This window comes from Hymenobacter sp. UV11 (genome assembly GCF_004684095.1).
Lineage (GTDB): Bacteria > Bacteroidota > Bacteroidia > Cytophagales > Hymenobacteraceae > Hymenobacter.
Genome location: NZ_SRII01000001.1, coordinates 66375 through 86210 on the forward strand (window position 1 = coordinate 66375; position 19836 = coordinate 86210).

Genomic DNA, 19836 nt, shown 5'->3' on the forward strand with positions numbered 1-19836 from the left:
GAAAAGGCAGAGGTGCAAGCTGAACAAAAATAGTAGCTACCAACGGAGTAGCAGTGACCTAGTACGCAAAAAATACCTGGTTCAGATTTATAGCTGTCCTTCTGAGTTAAGCTCGCTCCTGCAGCTGGGGGTAGAGCTGCCCGAGCTGCTGCCGCACCGTTTGCAACAAAGGCTCGCAGTAGGGGCAGCCGGGGGTGCGTGCGCTGCGCTCCAGCTCGTCGAGCTGGGCGTGCAGGCCAGGCACTCCAAAGTACGCCACCTGGCCCTTGAGCTTGTGCGCGGCGGCCGCTAGGCCGGTGGGGTCACGGGGGTAGGCCGCCAGCAGCAGCTGCTCAATGGCCGGTGCCTCAGTTAGAAAGGTGTTGACAATCTGACGTATAAAGCCCGCATTGCCGCCCGATAGCTCTTCCAGCTGCTGCCAGTTGGGGTGCAGCGTGGGCGGCGCGCTGGGGGGTAGGGCGGCGGGTGGGCGAGCGGGGCCGGCGTTGGCCGGGGCCGCCAGGCGGCCGGTGAAGTGGGCCAGCCGCGCATACAGTACGGCCGGCTCGAAGGGCTTGGCCAGCAGGTCGTTCATGCCGGCGGCCAGGGCCAGGCTGCGGTCTTCGGGCAGCACCGAGGCCGTGAGGCCGATGATGGGCAGCCGGGCCGCGTCGGGGAAGTGCTGGCGCAGGGCGCGGGTGGCGGCGTAGCCGTCGAGCTCGGGCATCTGCACGTCCATAAACACGGCGTCGAAGGGCTCGGCGGCGGCCAGTACCTGCTCCACGGCCAAGCGGCCATTCTCGGCAATGAAAACCTGCACGTTCCAGTTCTCCATCGTTTTGCGAGCCACCAGCTGGTTGAGCTGGTTGTCTTCGGCCACCAGCACCCGCAAGGCCGGCTCGAAGGGGGGTAGGGGCCCGGCCACGGCACCGGGCTGCGCCTGGCTGGGGTCGGCCACGGGGTAGGTCAGCTCGAAATAAAATGTTGAGCCTACCCCCTCTTCACTGTTTACGCCCAGCTGGCCGCCGTGCAGCTGCACCAGGTTGCGGGCAATGCTCAGGCCCAGGCCGGTGCCGCCAAACTCGCGGGTAGTGCTGGCATTGGCTTGCGAAAAGTCTTCGAAAATGGCCGCCAGCTTATCCTGCGGAATGCCGATGCCGGTGTCCGTTACCTCGAAGCGCAAGGCCACATGGCCCGCTGCGGCGGGCTCGGAGGCTGCTAAAGCTACCCGCACCGTGACGCCGCCCTGGCGGGTGAATTTCAGCGCATTGCTGACTAGGTTGACCAGTACCTGCTGCAAGCGCACCGGGTCGCCCACGATGGCGGCCGGCACCTCGTCGGCCACTTCCACGCGCAGGCGCAGGCCTTTGCTGTCGGCGGCGTAGCGAAACAGCGTAGCCAGCCCGCGCACCGCCTCGGGCAGCCGGAGAGGCACCTGCTCCAGGGTCAGCTTGCCGGCCTCCATCTTCGACGAGTCGAGGATGTCGTTGAGAATCACCAACAAATTCTGCGACGACGAGCCGATGGCCGTGAGGTACTCGCTCTGCTCGGGGGTAGTGGGCGTGTGTTGCAGTAGGTTGGTGAGGCCAATAACGGCGTTCATCGGCGTGCGAATCTCGTGGCTCATATTAGCCAGAAATTGCGCCTTGGCCCGGCGTGAGGCCTCGGCCGCATCGCGGGCTACCAGCAGCTCCCCGTTTATCTGCTCAATGGCGTGGTTCTTTTGCACCAACTCACTGGTGCGCTCCCGCACGGTGTTTTCGAGCTGAAGCTTCTGGCGGCGTAGCAGGCCCTCGCGGGTACGCACCACGGCCACCAGCAGCCCGGCTAGCGCCAACGCCAGCAGCGCCAGCGCCGTCGGCGTGCGCCACCAGGGCGTAGCAATGGTGAAAGCGCTGGTAGCGGCCGGGCTCCACCTGGCGCCTGGCGCGGCGCGGCGCACCTGCGCCTCCAGCACGTAGCGGCCCGGCCCAAGGCCCACAAACTGCGCCTCGCCGGCCGGGCTGGGGCGGCTCCACTCGTCGGCCAGGCCGCGCAGGCGGTAGCGATACTGCAAACCCGCCGCGCGCCCCGGCGCCAGGCTAATGCCTTGTAGCACAAAGCTGACGCGGTGCCGGCCGGCCGGCAACTCACCCAGGCCAGTAGCCGGACGCGCCTCGCCATCGACCTCGGCGCCGTTGAGCGCCAGGCCGGGGGTAGGGCTAGTGCCAGGCCAGGCCCGCGCCAATTGGCCCAAATCGTAGCGCAGCGCACCGGCGCGGGTGCCAAACCAGGCCAACGGCGGCGGCCCGGCAACCAGCACGGCACCGGGCAGCAGGGCGCGCACCAGCTGGTCATCGGGCGCGGCGAGGGGGGTAGGGTGGTGGCGCGCGTCGAGCAAAGTCAGGCCCTGCGGGTGCACCAGCAGCAGCGAGCCCGCCAGCGGCGCGGGCAGCGGCAGCAGGGCCGTGAGGTAGTCATCGGGCAGCGTGCCGGCTGCTGTTGCCAGGTGTTGCCAGCGGCTGCCCACGGGTTGAAAAAACAGTCCTTGGCCTTCGGTACCCACCCAGATGGTGCCGGCTGCATCCTCGGCCAGGGCGCTGGCATCGAGGCCCACGGGCGTCAGCTTTTCGTAGCGAAAGCGGTGGGTGGCAGGCTCCCACACGGCCAGGCCGGTATTATGCGTGCCTACCCACACGCGGCCGGCGTGGTCGGCCAGCAGCGCGTAAATACTGTTGTGCAACAAGCCGTTGGCGGTAGTAAAATGCTGCGCAACTGACGCTGGGCCAGCTGGTGTTTTAGCCGGTAGTAAGTAAATGCCATCGGCCGCGGTGCCTACCCACAGGCCCGAGCCGGGCGCGTAGGCCAGCGCCGTCACGGCCGAGCCCAGGCTGGCCGGTAGGCCGGTTACGGGTTGGGCCACCTGGCCGGGGGTAGGAGTGGCGTATAAGCCCGTGGGCGTGCCGACCCAAAAGCCGCCGCCCAGGGTGGCTGGCCGCGCCAGTTTTATCTCGGCGCCAGCGGGTAGACTTGGTGGTGCGCTGGTTTTAGGCCAAAGGCTCAAATACCGGTCGGCGTGCTGCCAGAGGCCCTGGCCGGCGGTGCCCAGCCAGGCGTTGCCCTCGCGGTCTTCGAGCAGGCAGGTGGGCACTGCGTCGGGGGGTAGGGCCAGGTGGTAGCGGCGCTGGTAAGCGCCGAGGTGGGCAGTATCGGGAGCTACGGCACCCGTGCGGCCGGGCGCCGGGCCACCGCGCTGGCCGGCTGGCGCGGGCCGAAAAGCCTGGCCCGCCGCCAGGCGCACCGAGCGCCCGCCCTGGTCGTGCAGCACCCAGAGCACGCCGGTAGCAGGGTCTTGCCAGAGGCCGGTGACGAAGTTCTCGGCCAGGCCATCGCGGGTAGTGAGGGTCACGAAGCGGCTGCCGTCGTAGCGCACCAGGCCCTCGGCGGTGCCCAGCCACAGGTAGCCCTGCTGGTCTTGCAGCAGGCAGTAGATGAACGGCTGGCTCAACCCCTGCTCAGGCCCGAAGTGCCGCACGAACGCCTGCGGGCCGGCTTGGCTGTGGCCCAGCCCGGCGCGCAGCACCAATAGCGCTACCAGCAGCCAGCGCCACAGCCGTAGCCTCTCAAACAACATCGCAACCACGCAGAAAAAAGAATTGGGCTAAGCTGACCAAATCAGCCAGTTCCTGCAAGTTACCAGCTCGCGCCAGCTTCCAGCCAGCTTCTGGCCGACCCGTGCCTGGTGCTCGCCGAGCAGCCCCGAATTCATAGCGAAATAGGGCTTTTGCGCGGTGCTGGGCCACCGGTTTCTTCTTACTCAAATGCAATGCAACGGGCTGCTGGCGGGCCACCCGTGACATAGGGCTACAAATTATGCAAACCAATAGCCCAGCTTAGTTACGGTGTGCGCTTGCCTGAGGCCGGTGCCAGCTCACGCATGAGCAGCCCGAACCTTTTGCTACTCATCGGGCTTATGCTAACTAATGTCGCGGCTGCCGTAATTTTGCACGTGTCGGCATGTTTCCCGCGCGATTCTATTTTAATTTTTTGCTGTAAAGAAATGGCTGTTTATCCCGAATACATGGTTGCCCCTATCCGCCAGGACCTGACGGAGGCAGGCTTCGAGCAACTTATGACCCCCGAGGCGGTCGATTCGGCCCTGGCCGCTACAGAAGGCACCGTGCTGGTGGCCGTTAACTCGGTGTGCGGTTGCGCGGCCGGCAAGGCCCGCCCGGCCCTCAAGCTGGCCCTCGCCAGTTCCGACAAGAAGCCCGGTAAGCTCGTAACCGTTTTTGCCGGCATGGAAACCGACGCCGTGAATCAAATGCGTCAGCACATGCTGCCCTACCCCCCCTCGTCGCCCTGCATCGGCCTCTTCAAAGATGGCGAGCTGGTGCACATGATTGAGCGCTACCATATCGAAGGCTCCGACCTAATGCGCATCGTGAACAACCTGCAAGGCGCGTTTGAAGAGTACTGCTAAATCACGGATTACGCGGATTTTAGATGGATTTCACGGATTTTGTGAACGGCTCCTGACTTTGGTTAGGGGCCGTTTTTTTGGCGTTAGTCAGCGGGTTTTGTTTCGGACAAAGCGCTTGAATTGTAAGCTTGCTGCTCCAAAATTGATGAGAAGAGCAACTTCCAACTGGTATGCCTTGAGGTAGTTGATTACTTGCGCATGATTTAAGGGCGCGAGTTCACTAAGCGCCTTTAGTTCGACAAGCAGGTGGGTTTCAATCAAGAAATCAGCTCGGCGTGACCCAATAGCTGTCTCTTTGTAGAATACGGGTAAGTGAATCTCACCTTGATAGTTAATGCTCTCTTGCTTCAGCTCCACTGCCAATGCGCGCTGATAAATAAGCTCTGGAAAGCCGCTGCCTAATTCAGTATGTACGCGCATGGCGCACCCAATCACTCTTTCGGTCAGCTTATTAAAGCGAGTATCCAGTAGCATAATAGCCCGAATATACCCCCTGACAAAAAAAACGGCTCCCAACCGAAGTCAGGAGCCGTCCACAAAATCCGTGAAATCCGTCTAAAATCTGCGTAATCCGTGATTTTAGTTGGCCACTTCACTCAGGAACTTAATCCGCATCAGCCGCACTTCCTCCTCGCTGAAATCATCGGCCCCGAGCTCGTTCATAGCTGTAGAAATGCTGTCGGTAGTAGCCGTCATGAAGTAGTCGAAAATCTCGGCCTGCTTGTCCTCATCCACCGCCTCGCGGATGTAGTAGTTCAGGTTGAGGCGGGTGCCCGAGTAGCAGATGTGCTCAATCTCCTCCATCAAATCCGTCATCGAGATGCCCTGGCTGCGGGCAATGCCCGGCAGGTCCATCTTCTTGTCAATCTGCTGGATAATGTATATTTTGAGCTTCGAGCGATTCACTGTCGACTTGATAATCACGTCGGCTGCCGTCTCGATATCGTTGTCCTCCACGTGCTTCTTAATGGCCGCCACGAAGGGCGCGCCAAACTTCTGCGCCTTGCCCTGGCCTACCCCCGCAATGTGGGTCAGCTCGTGCAGCGTAGTGGGGTAGGTGGTGGCCATCTCCTTCAGGCTCGGGTCCTGGAAGAGCACGTAGGGCGGCAGGTTTTTCTGCTTGGCCAGCTGCCGGCGAAGCTCCTTGAGCTGCGTAAACAGTGCCTCGTCGTGGCCGGCAGCCTGCTGAATCTTCTCGCCGTCTTCCTCCTCCTGCTTCTCGGCCTCGAAATCGTGGTCCTTGGTAAGCGTGAAAGGCTGCGGATTCTCAATAAAATCGATACCCTTGGGCGTGATATGCACCATGCCAATGGCGTCGATATCCTTGGCCAGCAAGCCGTTGAGCAGGCACTGGCGCAGCACCGACTGCCACAGCTGCATGTCGCCGCTCAAGGCCTTGCCCTGGCCATACACGGGTAGGCCGGTGTGGCCGTAGCTCTCGATGTGCGGATTGCTGAGGCCCAGCAGCACCTGCGCCACGTGGTCGAGCCCGAAGCGCGCCTCGGTTTGCACCACCGCGCGCAGGGCCAGGCCCACGTGCTCGCGGCCCTCAAATTTCTCCTTCGGGTGGCGGCAATTGTCGCAAAAGCCGCAGTCCTTATCCAACTGCTCACCGAAGTAGTGCAGCAGCTGGCGGCGGCGGCACACGGCGCTTTCCGAGTAGTTCGTCATTTCCAGCAGCAGCTGCCGGGCGTTGTCGCGCTCGGTCACGGGCTTGTCCTTGCTGAATTTTTCGAGCTTCAGAATATCGTCGTAGCTGTAGAACATCAGGCAGTTACCCTCCATGCCATCGCGGCCGCCGCGGCCGGTTTCCTGGTAATAACCCTCGATGCTCTTGGGCGCGTCGTAGTGAATGACGAAGCGCACATCGGGCTTGTCGATGCCCATGCCGAAGGCGATGGTAGCCACAATCACGTCGCAGTCCTCACTCAGGAACGCATCCTGGTTGCTCATGCGGGTGTGCGGGTCGAGGCCGGCATGGTAGGGTAGGGCGCGCACGTCGTTCACGCGCAGCAACTCGGCCACTTCCTCCACCTTCTTGCGGCTCAGGCAGTAGATAATGCCCGCTTTGCCCTTGTGCTGCTGCACGTACTGGATAAGCTGCTTCTTGGTGTTGCGCTTGGCGCGCACCTCGTAGTAGAGGTTGGTGCGGTTGAAGCTGGTTTTGAACACGCTCGCATCATCCATGTGCAGGTTTTTCTGGATGTCGAGCTGCACCTTGGGCGTGGCCGTAGCCGTGAGCGCGATGAGCGGAATCCTACCCCCCAGGTTATCGATAATGCCGCGAATCTTGCGGTACTCGGGCCGGAAATCGTGGCCCCATTCCGATATGCAGTGCGCCTCGTCGATGGCCACGAACGAGATGGCGGTTTTTTGGAGAAAAGCAATAGTGTCTTCTTTGCTCAGGCTTTCCGGGGCCACATACAAGAGGCGAACCGTGCCCGCCATCACGTCTTTCTTGACGCGGTTCATCTCCGTCTTGGTCAGCGTCGAATTGTACACTTGCGCGTTCACGCCGAAGGCCGACAGCTGGTCGACCTGGTTTTTCATGAGCGCGATGAGCGGCGAAATGACGATGGCCGTGCCCGGTAGCACCAACGCGGGCAGCTGGTAGCACAGGCTTTTGCCAGCGCCCGTAGGCATGATAACGAAGGTATTGTTGCCAGCTAGAATATTCTGAATAACAGCCTCTTGGGTGCCCCTAAATTGGCCAAAGCCAAAGACTTCCTTGAGCTTGGTTTTGAGTTCTGGATGCGCGACAACTGGTTCTTCGACGGCGGTCAGTGGCATAAACTAGTAGAGTAAGGCGCAACGGAAGTGTAGGTTCTAAACGAAGATAAGCAGAAACCACTTTTTTTGAAGAAAAAAACGTCATCTACACGTAACATTTTAATAAAGTTCCTGGCGGGCGCCTGTCCGTGTTTTAGGTAGCCTGAACAGGTGGCGGGCCGGTGCCAGCTGGCCCGCGTATTTTTGGGCGTGCAACCAACTTCTCTTCCCTCTGCCGGCACGGTGCCCGTCGATGTGCTGGCCGTGGCCCGCCAGGTGCTGCTTACCGAGGCCGACGCCCTGCGCGACGTGGCTCAGGCCGTGGGCGCTACCCCCGACTTTGCGGCCTGCGTGGCCGCGCTGCTGGCGCTGCGGGGCCGCATTGTGGTGACGGGGGTAGGCAAGAGCGCGCACATCGCGGCCAAGCTCGTGGCCACGCTCAACGGCACGGGCAGCCCCGCCCTGTTTATGCACGCCGCCGACGCCATCCACGGCGACCTGGGCATGATTCAGGCCGGCGATTTTGTCATTGCCATCAGCAAGAGCGGCGGCACGCCCGAAATAAAGGTGCTGGTGCCGTTGCTGCGCCGCAAGGGGGTAGGGCTGGCCGCGCTGGTTGCCAACGCCGACTCGTACCTGGCCCAGCAGGCCGACTACGTGCTGCACACGCCCGTGCGCCGCGAGGCCTGCCCCCACGACCTGGCGCCCACTACCAGCACCACCGCCGCCCTGGCTCTGGGCGACGCCCTGGCCGTGTGCCTGCTCGAAAGCCGCCAGTTTTCGGCCCAGGATTTTGCCCGCCTGCACCCCGGCGGCACGCTCGGCAAAAAGCTCTACCTGACCGTGGGCGACCTCAGCCGCCAAAACCAGCGCCCGCACGTGGGCCTGGCCGCCTCGCTCCAGGAAGTATTATTGGAAATATCGGGCAAGCGCCTCGGCGCCACCGCCGTGCTCGACGAGGCGGGCCAGCTGGCCGGCATCATCACCGACGGCGACCTGCGCCGCATGCTGGGCCGCGGCCACCTCACCGACCTGGAGCAGCTCACGGCCCGCGATATTCTCACGCCCCAGCCGGCTACCATCGACATCGCCGAGTTTGCCGCCGAGGCCCTGGCCCGCATGCAGGCCCGCAACATCACCCAGCTGGTAGTGCTGGAAGCCGGCCAGTTCGCGGGCTTCATTCACCTGCACGACTTGTTGCGCGAGGGCCTGGTGTAGCGGCCGGCCGCAGGCAGAAAACATCCAGAATACGCATTGACCCAGCATACACCGAGTGGCAGGGGGTAGGGAAGGGCGCAGGGCGCAGGTACTCACAAGGATACAGCACGTAGTCGGCCGCGGCCAGGTTGGGCTCCAGCACCAGGCGCGCGCGCTCGGCCGGCGGCAGCATAAAGCGGTTAAGGAGAAGCATTTCCTCGATTCGGCCCAGCTGGTATATGCGCACCTGGGGCCGGGAGTCGTGCTGCACTACCCACTTCAAGCCGTCGAGCGTGCCCATAAACCAGTAGTCGGCATCGTAGTAGCGTTCGGGATGCGTGGGCGCGAACGCGTTGAAATACACGTGCTCGTACGGATGCAAGCGGGCCATGCTGGTGGTGGTAGCTACCAGCGAGGCAGCTAGCAGCGCACCCACCAGGGGCCGGTAGCCGCGGCGCAGGGCGGCCCAGGCCGGCTGCCAGTGCCAGGCCGCTACCAAGCCCCGCACTGCTACCAGCAGCAGTGGCGGATAAACGAAGTAAAGCTGTCGCCAGCCAGTATAAAGTACTGAATGAAAGAAGATAACGGCCACTAGCGGCGCCACTCCCAGGCTCAGGAAAAAGAGGTCTTGCCAGGCAACTTTATCAGCCAATAGCTGCCAGCGGTGGCGCACAAGGCTGGCCAGCGCCGCCCCGGCGCCCACCGCAAAAAGCCCGATGTATAGGGGAGGGGTAGTAATGGCCATCCACCCGAGCGCATAGTGCCAGGGCAGATGTGTACCTGGTATCAGCTGTCCCTGGTAAAACACTGACCCACGCCACCGGTAAAAATGGCTCATGTTGCGAAAAGCCAGCAAGAAATTAGGCAGGGGCGCCTCCCACAGAAAGGGCCAGAAAATAATTGCTAGCCCAACGAGCAAGGCGCTGTAAAGCACTACCACCCGCAGCAGCAGCGCTTTCGACTGGCCGTAGGCGCCCACGCCGGCCCGCAGCGCCAAAAAGGCCAGCGTAGCGGCGGGTAGCAATACCCCCATCATGCGCACGTCGATAGCCAATGCGCAGGCCAGCGCGTGCCACGCGGCCGCCTTGTTCGTAGGCTGCCGAATGAACGCGACAGCCGTGCCGGTAGCCACCACAAAGGCCGCCAAAAAAACGGCGTCCTTGTCATTATAAAAATAATCGGCGAACAGCCGGGGGGTCAGCACGAGCAGCAAGGTAGCGAATAAGCCCAGGCGCCAGCTGCCAAATCTTTGTAAGACAAGGCGGTAAAAGCTGATGAAGGCAGCGAAGCAAACCAGAAAATTGCATACGTGCCGGAATAAATACACCTGCCGCTCATCGCGCAGGCGCAACACCTGCTCGGCTGCCGCCACGGGCAGGTCAAAGGCTGCCCCGTGGTCGCGTTCGATGTATGTTTTGAGCTGCCGGTCGGGCCGGTTTGCCATCGCTGCCGCCGCATCCGGCGTAATCAGGCGCTGTTGCCAGGAAGCCGGCAGCTGCTGAAAAACGTAGAGCAGCGATACCTGCCCCAGGATGCGCTGCGTGCCCTCGTCGAAGGAAACCCCGTAGTCGCGTACCAGCCCCAGGCCGCCAGCCAGCAAACAACCAAAAAATGCCACTACAACCGCGCGGCGATAGCGGTCGGGCAATACCCTGTGCAGGAGAGAAGAGCTAAACAAAGCAACGGGCGCACCTTACGGCGCAAAAATCAAGGGCCAGCCAGGCTGGATAATGGTGCAAGTTAAAAGCCCGCTACCCCGTTGCCGGCCCGTGGGTAGCTGCTTGTACCTTTGCTAAGCCGCCGCACCGCGCCCGCTTAATCCGCTGCTTCATTTGCAGCAGCTCAGCAAAATGCGTTGCCGTAAGGCTGCCAAATACGTTTTCGCCGGGTCGTTTCCATTATCGCTTTGCAGAATACCTTCGTTTCGCTCGTTATTCCAGCCTATAATGAAGCTGCCCGGCTCGGCCAGTCGCTCGAAAAAGTATTGGCTTACCTCGATGCGCAGCCCTACCCTAGCGAGGTATTGGTAGTAGACGATGGCTCGGCCGATGCCACTGCGCAGGTAGCCACCCAGGCGTTCGCTGCCAGCGCCAGCCGGGTTATTACCCGCGTGCTGAGCTACCAGCCCAACCGGGGCAAGGGCTACGCGGTGCGCCAGGGCCTGCTCGCTGCACAAGGGGCCGTAGCCGTCTTTTCAGATGCCGACCTATCGACGCCTATTGACGAGCTGCCGCTGCTGCTGGCACCCATTCTGGAAGGAAATTACGACGTGGTATTTGGCTCGCGGGCACTCAATATTGGCCTTGTGGGCCGGCACCAGCCCTGGCTGCGCGAGCAGAGCGGCCGGTTTTTCAACCGCATGGTGCGCCTGGCCACGGGCCTGCCCTACGCCGATACGCAGTGCGGCTTCAAGGCCTTCCGGCTCAGCGTGTGCCGCCCCATTGTGGAAGGTGCCGTGCTCGACCGGTTTGGGTTCGATGTGGAGCTACTTTTTCTGGCGCACCAAGCCGGGCTGCGGCTGCGCGAGCAGCCCGTGCGCTGGAACGACGTAGCCGGTAGCAAAGTGAGCTTTTTGGGCGGGCTGCACGGGTTTCGGGAATTGTGGCTGCTGCGCCAGTATAGCCGCCAGGGGCGCTATGCCGCCGCCCTGGCCCGCGCGCACGCGCTGTTTCTGGCTGCGCGGGCCAGCTAAAAACTCAGGCGGGGCCACCCGATATAAGCAAGTAAGGAGGCGACTATCCCGGCGGCACGCCCACGTCCTGAGCACCAGCAGACGCCGCACCAGCCAAATGTTATTATTAGGTTACGGCAGGCGGGCGGCTGCCGTGCCACCTTGCGACTAAGCCCGCCCCTATCTTCGCGGTGCATCTAACCCGAGCTTCACATGAATCAAACGTATCTGGTCGTAATGGCGGGCGGCATTGGTAGCCGCTTCTGGCCCTTCAGCCGCACCAAGCACCCCAAACAATTTCACGACGTACTGGGGGTAGGCCGCTCAATGCTTCAACTTACGGTTGACCGCTTTCGGGATATTTGCCCGCCCGAAAACGTGTACGTTGTCACTAATCGCGACTACGTAAACCTCGTGCAGGAGCACCTGCCCGACCTAGCGCCCCACCAGATTCTGGGCGAGCCCATTGGGCGCAATACAGCGCCGTGCATTGCCTACGCCAGCTACTGCATCGCGCAGCGCGACCCGCAGGCCACCATTATTGTGACGCCCGCCGACCACGCGGTGCTGCGCGAGGAAGAGTTTCGGCGCCTGATTAGGGAAGCCGTAGTAGCCGCCCGCCAATATGATGTGCTCGTAACGCTGGGCATTCACCCCTCGCGCCCCGACACCGGCTACGGCTACATTCAGTACCTGGATGACCAGGCTAACCGCCTCGACGGTACTGACTTGTGCAAGGTTAAAACCTTCACCGAGAAGCCCAACGCCGAGATAGCCCGCATGTTCCTGGACAGTGGCGACTTCTTGTGGAATGCCGGCTTGTTCATCTGGCGGGCCGAGGTGATTATCAAAGCCTTCCATGACTCGCTGAGCGATATCGCCGAAGTATTTGATGAGGGAGCGAGCAGCCTGGGCACGCCGCAGGAGCAAGTATTTATCGACCAGGCCTACTCGCGCTGCCCCAACATCAGCATCGACTTTGGCATCATGGAAAAGGCCAACAACGTGTACGTGCTGCCCGCCGACATCGGCTGGAGCGACCTGGGCACCTGGGACTCGCTGCACCGCGTGAGCGACCGCCGCGACGACCAGGACAACGTGGTAGACGGCGACGCCATCCTCTACGACACCCGCGAATGCATCATCAAAACGCCCCACGAGCGCCTCGTGGTGGTGCAGGGCCTCGAAGGCTACATCGTGGCCGAGTACGACAACGTGCTCCTCATCTGCCAGCGTAGCGAAGAGCAGCGCGTAAAAGAATTTGTGGCCGATGTGAAGGCTAAGAAAGGCGCCGGCTATAACTAAAAGCGCTTCGCCAAAAAGAGAGGGGGTAGGGATGTTCAGTTACTGAACGTCCCTACCCCCTCTCTTTTTGGCGAAGCAGCCAGCCTAAGTGCTACCGGCTTTTCGCTACTTCAAACAGCATGATGCCAGCCGCTACCCCCACGTTGAGGCTCTGAATCTGGCCGCTCATCGGAATGCGCAGGCGCTGGTCGCAGAGGCGCAGCAACTCGGGCGCGATGCCGTCTTCCTCCGAGCCCATGACCACGGCGATGGGGCCGCTGAGGCTGGCCGGCGCGGTGTGGCCGACATCAGCGTCGGCCTTTTCGGTGCAGGCAATGACCGTGAGGCCGCTCTCTTTCAAGAAGATGATGGTCTGGCGCAGGTCGGCCTCGCGGCACACGGGTAAGATGTTGAGCGCGCCGGCCGAGGTCTTCACCGCGTCGCCGTTGATTTGGGCGGCGCCGTGGGCGGGCACCACCAGCGCCTGCACGCCCATGCACTCGGCGGTGCGGGCAATGGCGCCGAAGTTGCGCACGTCCGTCACGCGGTCGAGCAGCAGGATAAACGGCACCTTGCCGTCCTCAAACAAGCCGGCCAGCAGCGTATCGAGCGGCGCAAAGTCGATGGGCGACACGAAGGCCACCGCGCCCTGGTGGTTTTTGCGGGTCAGGCTCTCCAGCTTTTCCAGCGGCACCAGCGACACGGGCACGTTGGCCTCGCGGGCCAGGTTCGAGATATCCTGCGTGAGCGAGTTCTTGGTGCCGCGCAGCAGGAAAATCTTGTCCAGGGTGCGGCCCGCGTTCAGCGCCTCCAGTATGGGACGCAGGCCAAACAGCATGTCGATGCTGCGGTCGGCGGTCGGGCGGGTAGTATGCTCCTTGTAAAACGGCGTGGCATTTCGGTCGCGGCTGGGGGTCACCTGCCGGCCTTTATCGTCATAAAACGGCCGCTGCGGGCGCGCCTTATTAGCACCATCATTACTGCCGGGGCGGCGGTCGTCGCGGTCGCCACCGGGGGTAGGGCGGCCGGCGCGGCGCTCACCGCTATCGGCCCCTTCGCGGAAGCGGCGCGGTACATAATCGTCACTGAACCCGTCGTTTAGCGGGCGGTCGTCGTTCTTCTCCATTTTTCTACGGCGGCATACCAGAGCATTTCGTACTCGGGTCGGCGCACCAATTCGTAATTAGCAGGTGCTAAGGTAGTAGGGCGGGGGCGGAAGGTAAAGGCCACGGCCTCGCCCTGGCGGCCGGCTTGGTCATAATGCCAGCGCTCGGTGCCGTCGGGCAGGCGGCTTACGCCCTGCGGTGGGCCCAGCACCACGTAGAGCAGGCCCTGGTCGGTGAGCCAGCCGGCTTTGTGGCCGGTAAAGAGCTCATTAGCAGTTGTTACGCGGCTGTAGTAGCGCCGAATCTTGTCGCGGGCCAGGCTTTGGTCGCTGCCCGAGGCATCAAGCCAGAACCGGTCGATGGCCCGCTTAGGCTCGGCGGCTTTTAGCAGGCCCTGGCGCTCGGCGGCCGTGGTGAGGTACAGCAGCGGCTCGATGACTTCGGGCGCGGTGCTTTGGCCCGGAAAGCTGGCCGGCACTACCAGCAGCGGCACCGTGTGCACGGGCTCGCCGCCCGCGCCGCCTACCTTCAGCGCATACAGCCCCTGAGCCGGCAAGCGCAGCAAATTGCCCGCCACCACCGGCGCGGCCGACGAGTCGAGCATGCCCAGCGTGCGTGGAGCCGCCGCCTGCCGCCGGGGGTCGGTGAAGGGGGGTAGGGCGGGCGTGCCGGTGGGGTAGCGCCGCCAGCGTACCGGCTGGCTCAGGCCAAACATGGCCACCGCAACTCTTTCCCCCGTGTTCAAATAAGGCCGGTCGAGCACCACCCCGGCCGAATCGAGCAGCACAAAGGGCCGGGTGAGCACCTCGGGCGTGAGGCACAGCCAGGCCGTAGTAGCAGGGTCCTGGTCGGCGCCGGGTGGCTGGTTGGTAAGCGCGGGCGTATCGAGGCTGATTTGTAGCACCGCGCCGGCCGGGAGGCTGGCCGCCGCCACGGCCGTCGTGAGCACCTGCACCGGAGCCGCCGGGTTGGAGCCGGGGTAGGGCCGGGCAGCGCGCACCTGCTGCCACAGCGGCTGCTTGGCCTCGTAGGTAGCCCAGCCGGTGAGGCGCAATGACGGCGCGGCGGAACCCGGCACGGTCGCCCTGTGGTTGAGGAAGATGCGGAGACTATCGCCCTCGCGGCGCAGCACCGGCAGCAGGCGGTCGGGCACCGGGCGGTAGAGGCCCGCAAAGTCGGGGGTAGGGAGCAGGTGCGGTGCGGCGGCCAGGCCAGTTAAGCCGGTCAGCAGCACGCCCACCCAAAACCTAGCCCCCGGCCCGCCGTAAATTGCTTTACTTTTCAGATAACTCATGGGCTTCACGCTTTCGCTGGTCGTTTTTTTCTTACTTGTACGGTTTGTGCTGCCGCAAGTGCTGCGCGCGGTGCTCGGCGGCTTCGTGCGGCAGCAGGTGCACAAAGCGCAGCAGGGCGGCTTTTACCCCCCCGGCGCCGGCCAGCCAGCGGGCGGTGGCTACCAAGGCCAAGCACAACAAGAGCCAACCACAAAGCCGGGGCAAGTACGCGTTGATTACGTGCCACCCACGACCTCCGCGGCCGAGCGCAAACACGAATTTCGGGGCGGCGAGTATGTAGACTATGAAGAGGTGAAGTAGCGCGGGCGTCGCGCCTCACCCCCCGGCCCCCTCTCCGAAAAGGAGAGGGGGAGCCAGCTACACAATAAGTTGAAACTGACAATAAACTTGTGTTGTGCATCATTTCTCGCCCCAGACTTTATTGTGACGATTTTCTGTGCTTCGTCGGTAACAGCGGAGCCGATGCGATAGAAGCACTTTGCTCAAACAGGCAATTGCCAGAGATACCCGAAAGCCGTCCACAAAATCCGTGAAATCCGTCTAAAATCCGCGTAATCCGTGATTTAGAAGCCCAGGCCGATTCTTATCCCCGTGCCTACCCGCTGCCCGCTTTGCAGCCCGGTGTAAAAGTCCACCCGCACGATTTTGAAGATGTGCTCTACCCCCGCGCCCAGCTCCAGGTAGTGCCCGATTTGGGCGGTGTGCAGGTAGTTGAGCGACACGACTTCCTGCCACTTGAGGGCGCGCAGCAGCGGGACTTTGTTGAAAATGAAGCCGTTGAAGTGGTGGTTGAAGTGCCCCTCAAAATAGCTAGCGCGGGTGCTGTACTGATAATAGTCGAGCAATTGAAACTGCGCAAAGTCGGCGGCCAGTAGCGTACGGTTGCCCGAGAAGTGGCGGTAGTCGGCGAAGGTCAGGCCCTCCTGCTTGCCCACGAAGCCGCCCACCGTTAGCTGCACCGCCGAGGTGCCCAGCAGCCCAAACTGCCGCGAGTAGCGCGCCGAGCCTTGCAGCAGCAGGTAGCGTACGTCGGCGCCCAGTAGGTGCGGCACGGCCAGCCGGCCCTGCACGTTGAAGAGCGGCCACTTCGAGCCCAGGTTGTACTTGCCCTCGGGCCGCATGATGTAGCGCTGGCCGGGCCGGTAGCTCAGGCTGAGGCCCAGCACGGCGGCGTTGCTCTGGCCAAAGCCCGTGCCGGAGGGCGCCTCCTCAGCCACCGGTTGGTTGGAAGTGAAGGCCCTACCCCCCACATCGTGCCAGAGGTAGTCGGCGGTATTATACAGCTCGGTGCGGCGGAAATAGCTGGCCGCGCCGCGCACTGTGAGGCCATTCAACGGCTCCCAGAGGTAGCTCAGCTCGGCGCCGTCGCTGCGGTACAGCTTGGCATAGTTGCGGTTGGCCAGCAGCGAATACACCGAGTTGATGAAGGGCGTGAGCTGCGAGTTGCGGTCGAAATTCTCGATGGTGCGGCCCGCCACCAGGCCCAGCTGGCGCGTCTTCTGCGGGTCGAGCTGCCAGTTTAGGGTCAGGCTGGGCTGCAGCTGGTGGTTGCTGAAACCGTAGCGCAGGGTAGGGGTGAGGCTCAGCGAGCGGCGGTCGTCGGTGCGTTGGGTGTAAGTGGCCTGGGCGTTCAGCACGTAGCCCTCTACCGTATTGTATTGCAGCTCGTTAAATATCGGCTGCACCGCGAAAGTGCGCTTGGCGAAGGTGTTGCTATAGGTGTAGCCGGTGAGCAATAGCTTGCCCACGCCCAGCTCGTTGCGCTTGCGGTCGAGCGAGTCCTGGTAGGGGCGCGACTTGCGGATGACCTCGCTGCTGTCCTTCTTGTGGTAGTCGGTTTTCTCCTCCTCCGTCAGCGGCACGGGGCGCAGCTGGGCCCAGTAGGCGGTGTCGCGCTCATTCACGCCTTTTTCGACCAGCTGCACCTCGCCCTTTTTCATCTGCGCAATGGGGTCGTTGCGCAGCGAGTCGCGCCGGGCCTGCTGCACCTGGCGGCGCACTTGCTTATTCAGGCCGCGCAGGTCGGGCTTTTCGCGCCGAATCTGGCGGGTCAGCTCTTTGGTGGTCACGGGCGCTATCGCGGGTGGCGCGGTGGGCGCATTGGCGGCGGCGGAGGGGGTAGGGGCCGGCGGCGCGGGGTAGGTGGGCACCACGCGGCTGTAGTCCGAAAAAACGGCCGTTACGAAGCCCGTGCCCTTGAAGCCGAAGGCCGAAAAACCCACCGCCAGCTTCTGCGACTGAATAATCCAGGCGTGGGGCGCGCCGGGCGCGGGCGCAAACAGCTGCTCGATGTGCAGGTCATCGACATAGTCGAGCTGGGCATCTTTGGTGAGCCGCAAATCGACGGAATGCAGCCGCCACGAGCCATCTACCACGTAGATGAAACCCGAAAAAACCGGGTCCGAGCGCCGGCGCGGAACCACCCGAATTTTGTGCACCAGCTCGCCGTTCTGCTGGCTGCTGCCCACCAGCTCGTACTGGTAGAATAACAGTGCATTTGAGGCAATCGGCGACACAAAGCCGCGCTCCGAAAAACCCGATTTCACCAGGTTATTGTAAAAGCTGAGGCCCCTGCCCGCGCTGGCCCGGTTGAAGCTGATGCCGTGCGAGTCGCCGCTCACGCGGCTCGAAATCATGCGCTCTTTCACCACGTCGGGCTGGGTAAAGGCAATTTCTGACAAGCTTTCGGAGAGGTAAAAAATGCCCGGCTTGAGGTCGGGACCCACTTTTACGAGGCCAAAAATCTTGCTTGGCGTTTCGCTCAGCCGGCCCAGGCTTTTGAGGTAGATGCGCGCCCGGAAGGCCGCCACCTCGCGCTGGTGGTAGGCGCGCCACTGCTGCGCGTGCTGAACGATGGCGTAGGCCGGGTCGCGGTCGGAGCCGCGCACCGTTACCTCGGCCAGGCTGTAGGCGTCGGGCGCCAGCGTAATGTTGAAAGTCAGCGTGGAGTCGCCGGCTGGCACGCGCACGGTTTCGGTGCGGGGGCGATAGCCTACGTATTGGAAAACCAGCTGGTAGCTGCCGCCCGGCAGCCGCAGCTGGTACTGGCCCTGCTCGTTGGAGCCGGTGCTGGTGGCCGAGCCGCGCACCGCCACGTTGGCGAAGGGCAGGCCCGCGCCATCGGGCCCGCTCACCTTGCCCCTGATGGTGCCGGCGCGGACCCCCAGCGCCAGTATCAGCAATAAAATAACCGAATAGTAAAACGACGCACGCGCGATAATCAGCATAACCTAAAGCAATTCCGAAGTAGTGGGCAAGATAGGCCTGCCACTACCTAGATGCGTGGCAGGGCCGAAAAGTTGGCCGCTGCGCCGCCGGGCGGCCCTACCCCCTTTAGGCGTGCGAAGGGGGGGTAGGGCGGCCATACTCAGGCTTTTTTCTCCTGCTCGTTCTGCCGGCTGGTGTACCACGCGTTCAGCAACACGCCCAGCACGATGAGCGCAATGCCAGGATACACGCTGAGCTTGACCTTATCGCCAAATACAAAGTAGCCCAGCGCGGTAGCGTAAATAAGGCCCAGGTAGTCGAGGGCCGCCACGAAATTGGCCTCGTGCGCCTGGAACGCCTGCGTAACGCACCATAGCGCCACGTGCGTAAACAGGCCCGCCAGCACCAGCCAGGCCCAGTCGGTGCCGTGCGGCATTTTCAAATCGAACAGCATCCAGACCGAGGCAATGGCCAGCGGTACCAGGTTGAAGTAAAAAACCGGCACCAGCGGCGCAATTTTATTGCCTACCCGCCGCAGAAACACGCTGCTCAGGCCCGACGACACCGCCGCCCCTACCCCCAGCAGCACGCCCGCCGATAGCAGCCCCGCCGTGCCCTTGGCCACCACCACGCCCGCCACTGCCAGCCCGTAGAACAGCCATTGCCAGGGCTTTAGCGGCTCGCCTACCAGCCAAATGGCGGCCACCGCCGTCACCACCGGGGCCAGGTAGCTGAGCGTGACCGCCCCGCCGAGGGGTAGCACCTTGAGCGCCAGAAACCCCAGCACCAGCGAGCCCGCCCCAAAAATGCCGCGCCCCAGCAGGTTGAAGCGGGCCTCGGGCGGGCCCCACACCGGCACGCCGGTGCGCCGCAGCTGCCACACCGTGAGGCTGAACGAAATAAGGCAGCGGGCAAAAATGATTTCGGCCGTGGGCACACCGTCAAGCTTTTTAACGGCCACGTTGACGACGGCCAGCAGGGCCGTGGAGGCCAGCATGTAGAGGATTCCGGGCGAGATGCGCATACGGGGCAAAGACGGGGGTAGCCCCGGCGCGGGGGCACATTTGGCGCCCGGCGGCCGTTAGGTAAAAAGTGGTGGCCTGCCCCTTACAACGGCCCGGCCGCCGCTTCGTTCCCGTATTTTGCCGCAACTCCCTACCCCCCTCATGTTTAGAGACTCCTCCAAAGCGCCCAAAAACTACACGCCCGCCGAGGCGCTGCCCAAAATTGCGGCCTACTGCGCCTACCAGGAGCGCACCCAGAAAGAAGTGGAAGAAAAGCTGCGCAGCTACGGCCTCGACGAGGACGACGCGGGCGAAATCATCATCCGCCTCAGCCGCGAAAAGCTGCTCGATGAGGAGCGCTACGCCCAAGCCTACGCCCGCGGCAAGCACCGCTCCAACGGCTGGGGCCGCCGCCGCATCCGCCTCGAGCTCAAGGCCAAAGGCCTGAGCGAATACTGCATCAAAAGCGGCATGAAAGAGCTGGAAAACGATGAGTACTACGAAAAGCTGAAGCAGCTGCTGGGCCAGCGCGACGCCCGCGAAAAGGAAACGCACCCCCTAAAGCGCAAGATGAAGCTCATGGCCTACCTCACCCAAAAGGGCTACGAGTCGGACCTGATACAGGAGGCGCTGGGCGAGCTAGCCGAAGAATAAAGGGCAACCCCTGCCTCGCGCCAAAGCCTGTGGTAGCCAGCAGCGCGCCCAGGCAGGTTGAATAGGAAGAGCTAAATAAGGGAATGGAAATTTTTGAAGCTATTTTATTGATAGTTAATAACTTGACCTAAGGCAATTGTTGGAGGTTGCCGCTTCGTGCTGTTTTAGCGAAGCGGTTCATTCATAGGTGCTTAGCTTTAGGCATGAA

14 protein-coding genes are annotated in these 19836 nt (G+C 62.7%); 6 read left to right on the plus strand and 8 right to left on the minus strand.

Going from position 1 to position 19836, the window contains the following annotated elements:
- Positions 1 to 106: 106 nt before the first annotated feature.
- Complete coding sequence (locus E4631_RS00280; RefSeq protein WP_133658111.1) at positions 107 to 3592, minus strand: hybrid sensor histidine kinase/response regulator; 3486 nt, start codon at positions 3590 to 3592, stop codon at positions 107 to 109.
- A gap of 447 nt (positions 3593 to 4039) precedes the next feature.
- Between E4631_RS00280 and E4631_RS00285 the strand changes: the two genes are divergently transcribed.
- Positions 4040 to 4441: a BrxA/BrxB family bacilliredoxin gene (locus E4631_RS00285; protein ID WP_302476328.1), complete on the plus strand. Its 402-nt coding sequence runs from the start codon at positions 4040 to 4042 to the stop codon at positions 4439 to 4441.
- A gap of 87 nt (positions 4442 to 4528) precedes the next feature.
- Here E4631_RS00285 and E4631_RS00290 read toward each other — a convergent pair whose 3' ends face one another.
- Together E4631_RS00290 and recQ are read right to left on the minus strand one after the other, a co-directional pair.
- Entirely contained in the window at positions 4529 to 4915 is a 387-nt protein-coding gene (locus tag E4631_RS00290) for a GxxExxY protein (protein ID WP_133658113.1), read from the minus strand.
- A gap of 105 nt (positions 4916 to 5020) precedes the next feature.
- Positions 5021 to 7231 carry a DNA helicase RecQ gene (recQ, locus tag E4631_RS00295; RefSeq protein ID WP_174805465.1) on the minus strand — a complete coding sequence of 737 codons (2211 nt, stop codon included), beginning with the start codon at positions 7229 to 7231 and terminating at the stop codon, positions 5021 to 5023.
- 189 nt (positions 7232 to 7420) lie between these two features.
- Between recQ and E4631_RS00300 the strand changes: the two genes are divergently transcribed.
- Complete coding sequence (locus E4631_RS00300) at positions 7421 to 8428, plus strand: KpsF/GutQ family sugar-phosphate isomerase (protein ID WP_240734551.1); 1008 nt, start codon at positions 7421 to 7423, stop codon at positions 8426 to 8428.
- Here the strand turns inward: E4631_RS00300 and E4631_RS00305 are convergent.
- The gene (locus tag E4631_RS00305) at positions 8388 to 10055 is read right to left on the minus strand and encodes a hypothetical protein (protein WP_133658114.1); all 1668 of its coding nucleotides are present in this window, start codon (positions 10053 to 10055) and stop codon (positions 8388 to 8390) included. The two genes, E4631_RS00300 and E4631_RS00305, sit on opposite strands and share 41 nt — an antisense overlap.
- 258 nt (positions 10056 to 10313) lie before the next feature.
- Here E4631_RS00305 and E4631_RS00310 point away from each other — a divergent pair, with 258 nt between their 5' ends.
- Both E4631_RS00310 and E4631_RS00315 read left to right on the plus strand, forming a co-directional pair.
- Positions 10314 to 11099, plus strand: a complete 786-nt coding sequence (locus tag E4631_RS00310; protein WP_166648123.1) for a dolichyl-phosphate beta-glucosyltransferase — start codon at positions 10314 to 10316, stop codon at positions 11097 to 11099.
- A 192-nt stretch (positions 11100 to 11291) separates the two neighbouring features.
- Positions 11292 to 12383 (plus strand): mannose-1-phosphate guanylyltransferase, encoded by a 1092-nt coding sequence (locus E4631_RS00315; RefSeq protein ID WP_133658116.1) that lies wholly within the window; start codon positions 11292 to 11294, stop codon positions 12381 to 12383.
- Positions 12384 to 12474: 91 nt separating this feature from the next.
- On the opposite strand, the gene rlmB is transcribed toward E4631_RS00315, so the two are convergent.
- Positions 12475 to 13488, minus strand: coding sequence for a 23S rRNA (guanosine(2251)-2'-O)-methyltransferase RlmB (rlmB, locus tag E4631_RS00320; RefSeq protein WP_133658117.1), 1014 nt, complete (start codon positions 13486 to 13488; stop codon positions 12475 to 12477).
- A complete protein-coding gene (locus E4631_RS00325) occupies positions 13461 to 14762 on the minus strand; it encodes a GWxTD domain-containing protein (protein ID WP_133658118.1) in 1302 nt (433 codons plus the stop codon). The genes rlmB and E4631_RS00325 overlap by 28 nt, the downstream gene beginning before the upstream one ends.
- Between E4631_RS00325 and E4631_RS00330 the strand changes: the two genes are divergently transcribed.
- Positions 14761 to 15063, plus strand: a complete 303-nt coding sequence (locus E4631_RS00330; protein WP_133658119.1) for a DUF4834 family protein — start codon at positions 14761 to 14763, stop codon at positions 15061 to 15063. The genes E4631_RS00325 and E4631_RS00330 overlap by 2 nt on opposite strands.
- Before the next feature lie 263 nt (positions 15064 to 15326).
- Here the strand turns inward: E4631_RS00330 and E4631_RS00335 are convergent, their stop codons facing one another.
- Both E4631_RS00335 and E4631_RS00340 read right to left on the minus strand, forming a co-directional pair.
- Complete coding sequence (locus E4631_RS00335; protein WP_133658120.1) at positions 15327 to 17990, minus strand: DUF5686 and carboxypeptidase regulatory-like domain-containing protein; 2664 nt, start codon at positions 17988 to 17990, stop codon at positions 15327 to 15329.
- Between the two features lie 140 nt (positions 17991 to 18130).
- Complete coding sequence (locus tag E4631_RS00340) at positions 18131 to 18994, minus strand: DMT family transporter (RefSeq protein ID WP_133658121.1); 864 nt, start codon at positions 18992 to 18994, stop codon at positions 18131 to 18133.
- A gap of 142 nt (positions 18995 to 19136) precedes the next feature.
- Here E4631_RS00340 and E4631_RS00345 point away from each other — a divergent pair, with 142 nt between their 5' ends.
- Positions 19137 to 19628: a regulatory protein RecX gene (locus tag E4631_RS00345; protein WP_133658122.1), complete on the plus strand. Its 492-nt coding sequence runs from the start codon at positions 19137 to 19139 to the stop codon at positions 19626 to 19628.
- Positions 19629 to 19836 lie beyond the last annotated feature (208 nt).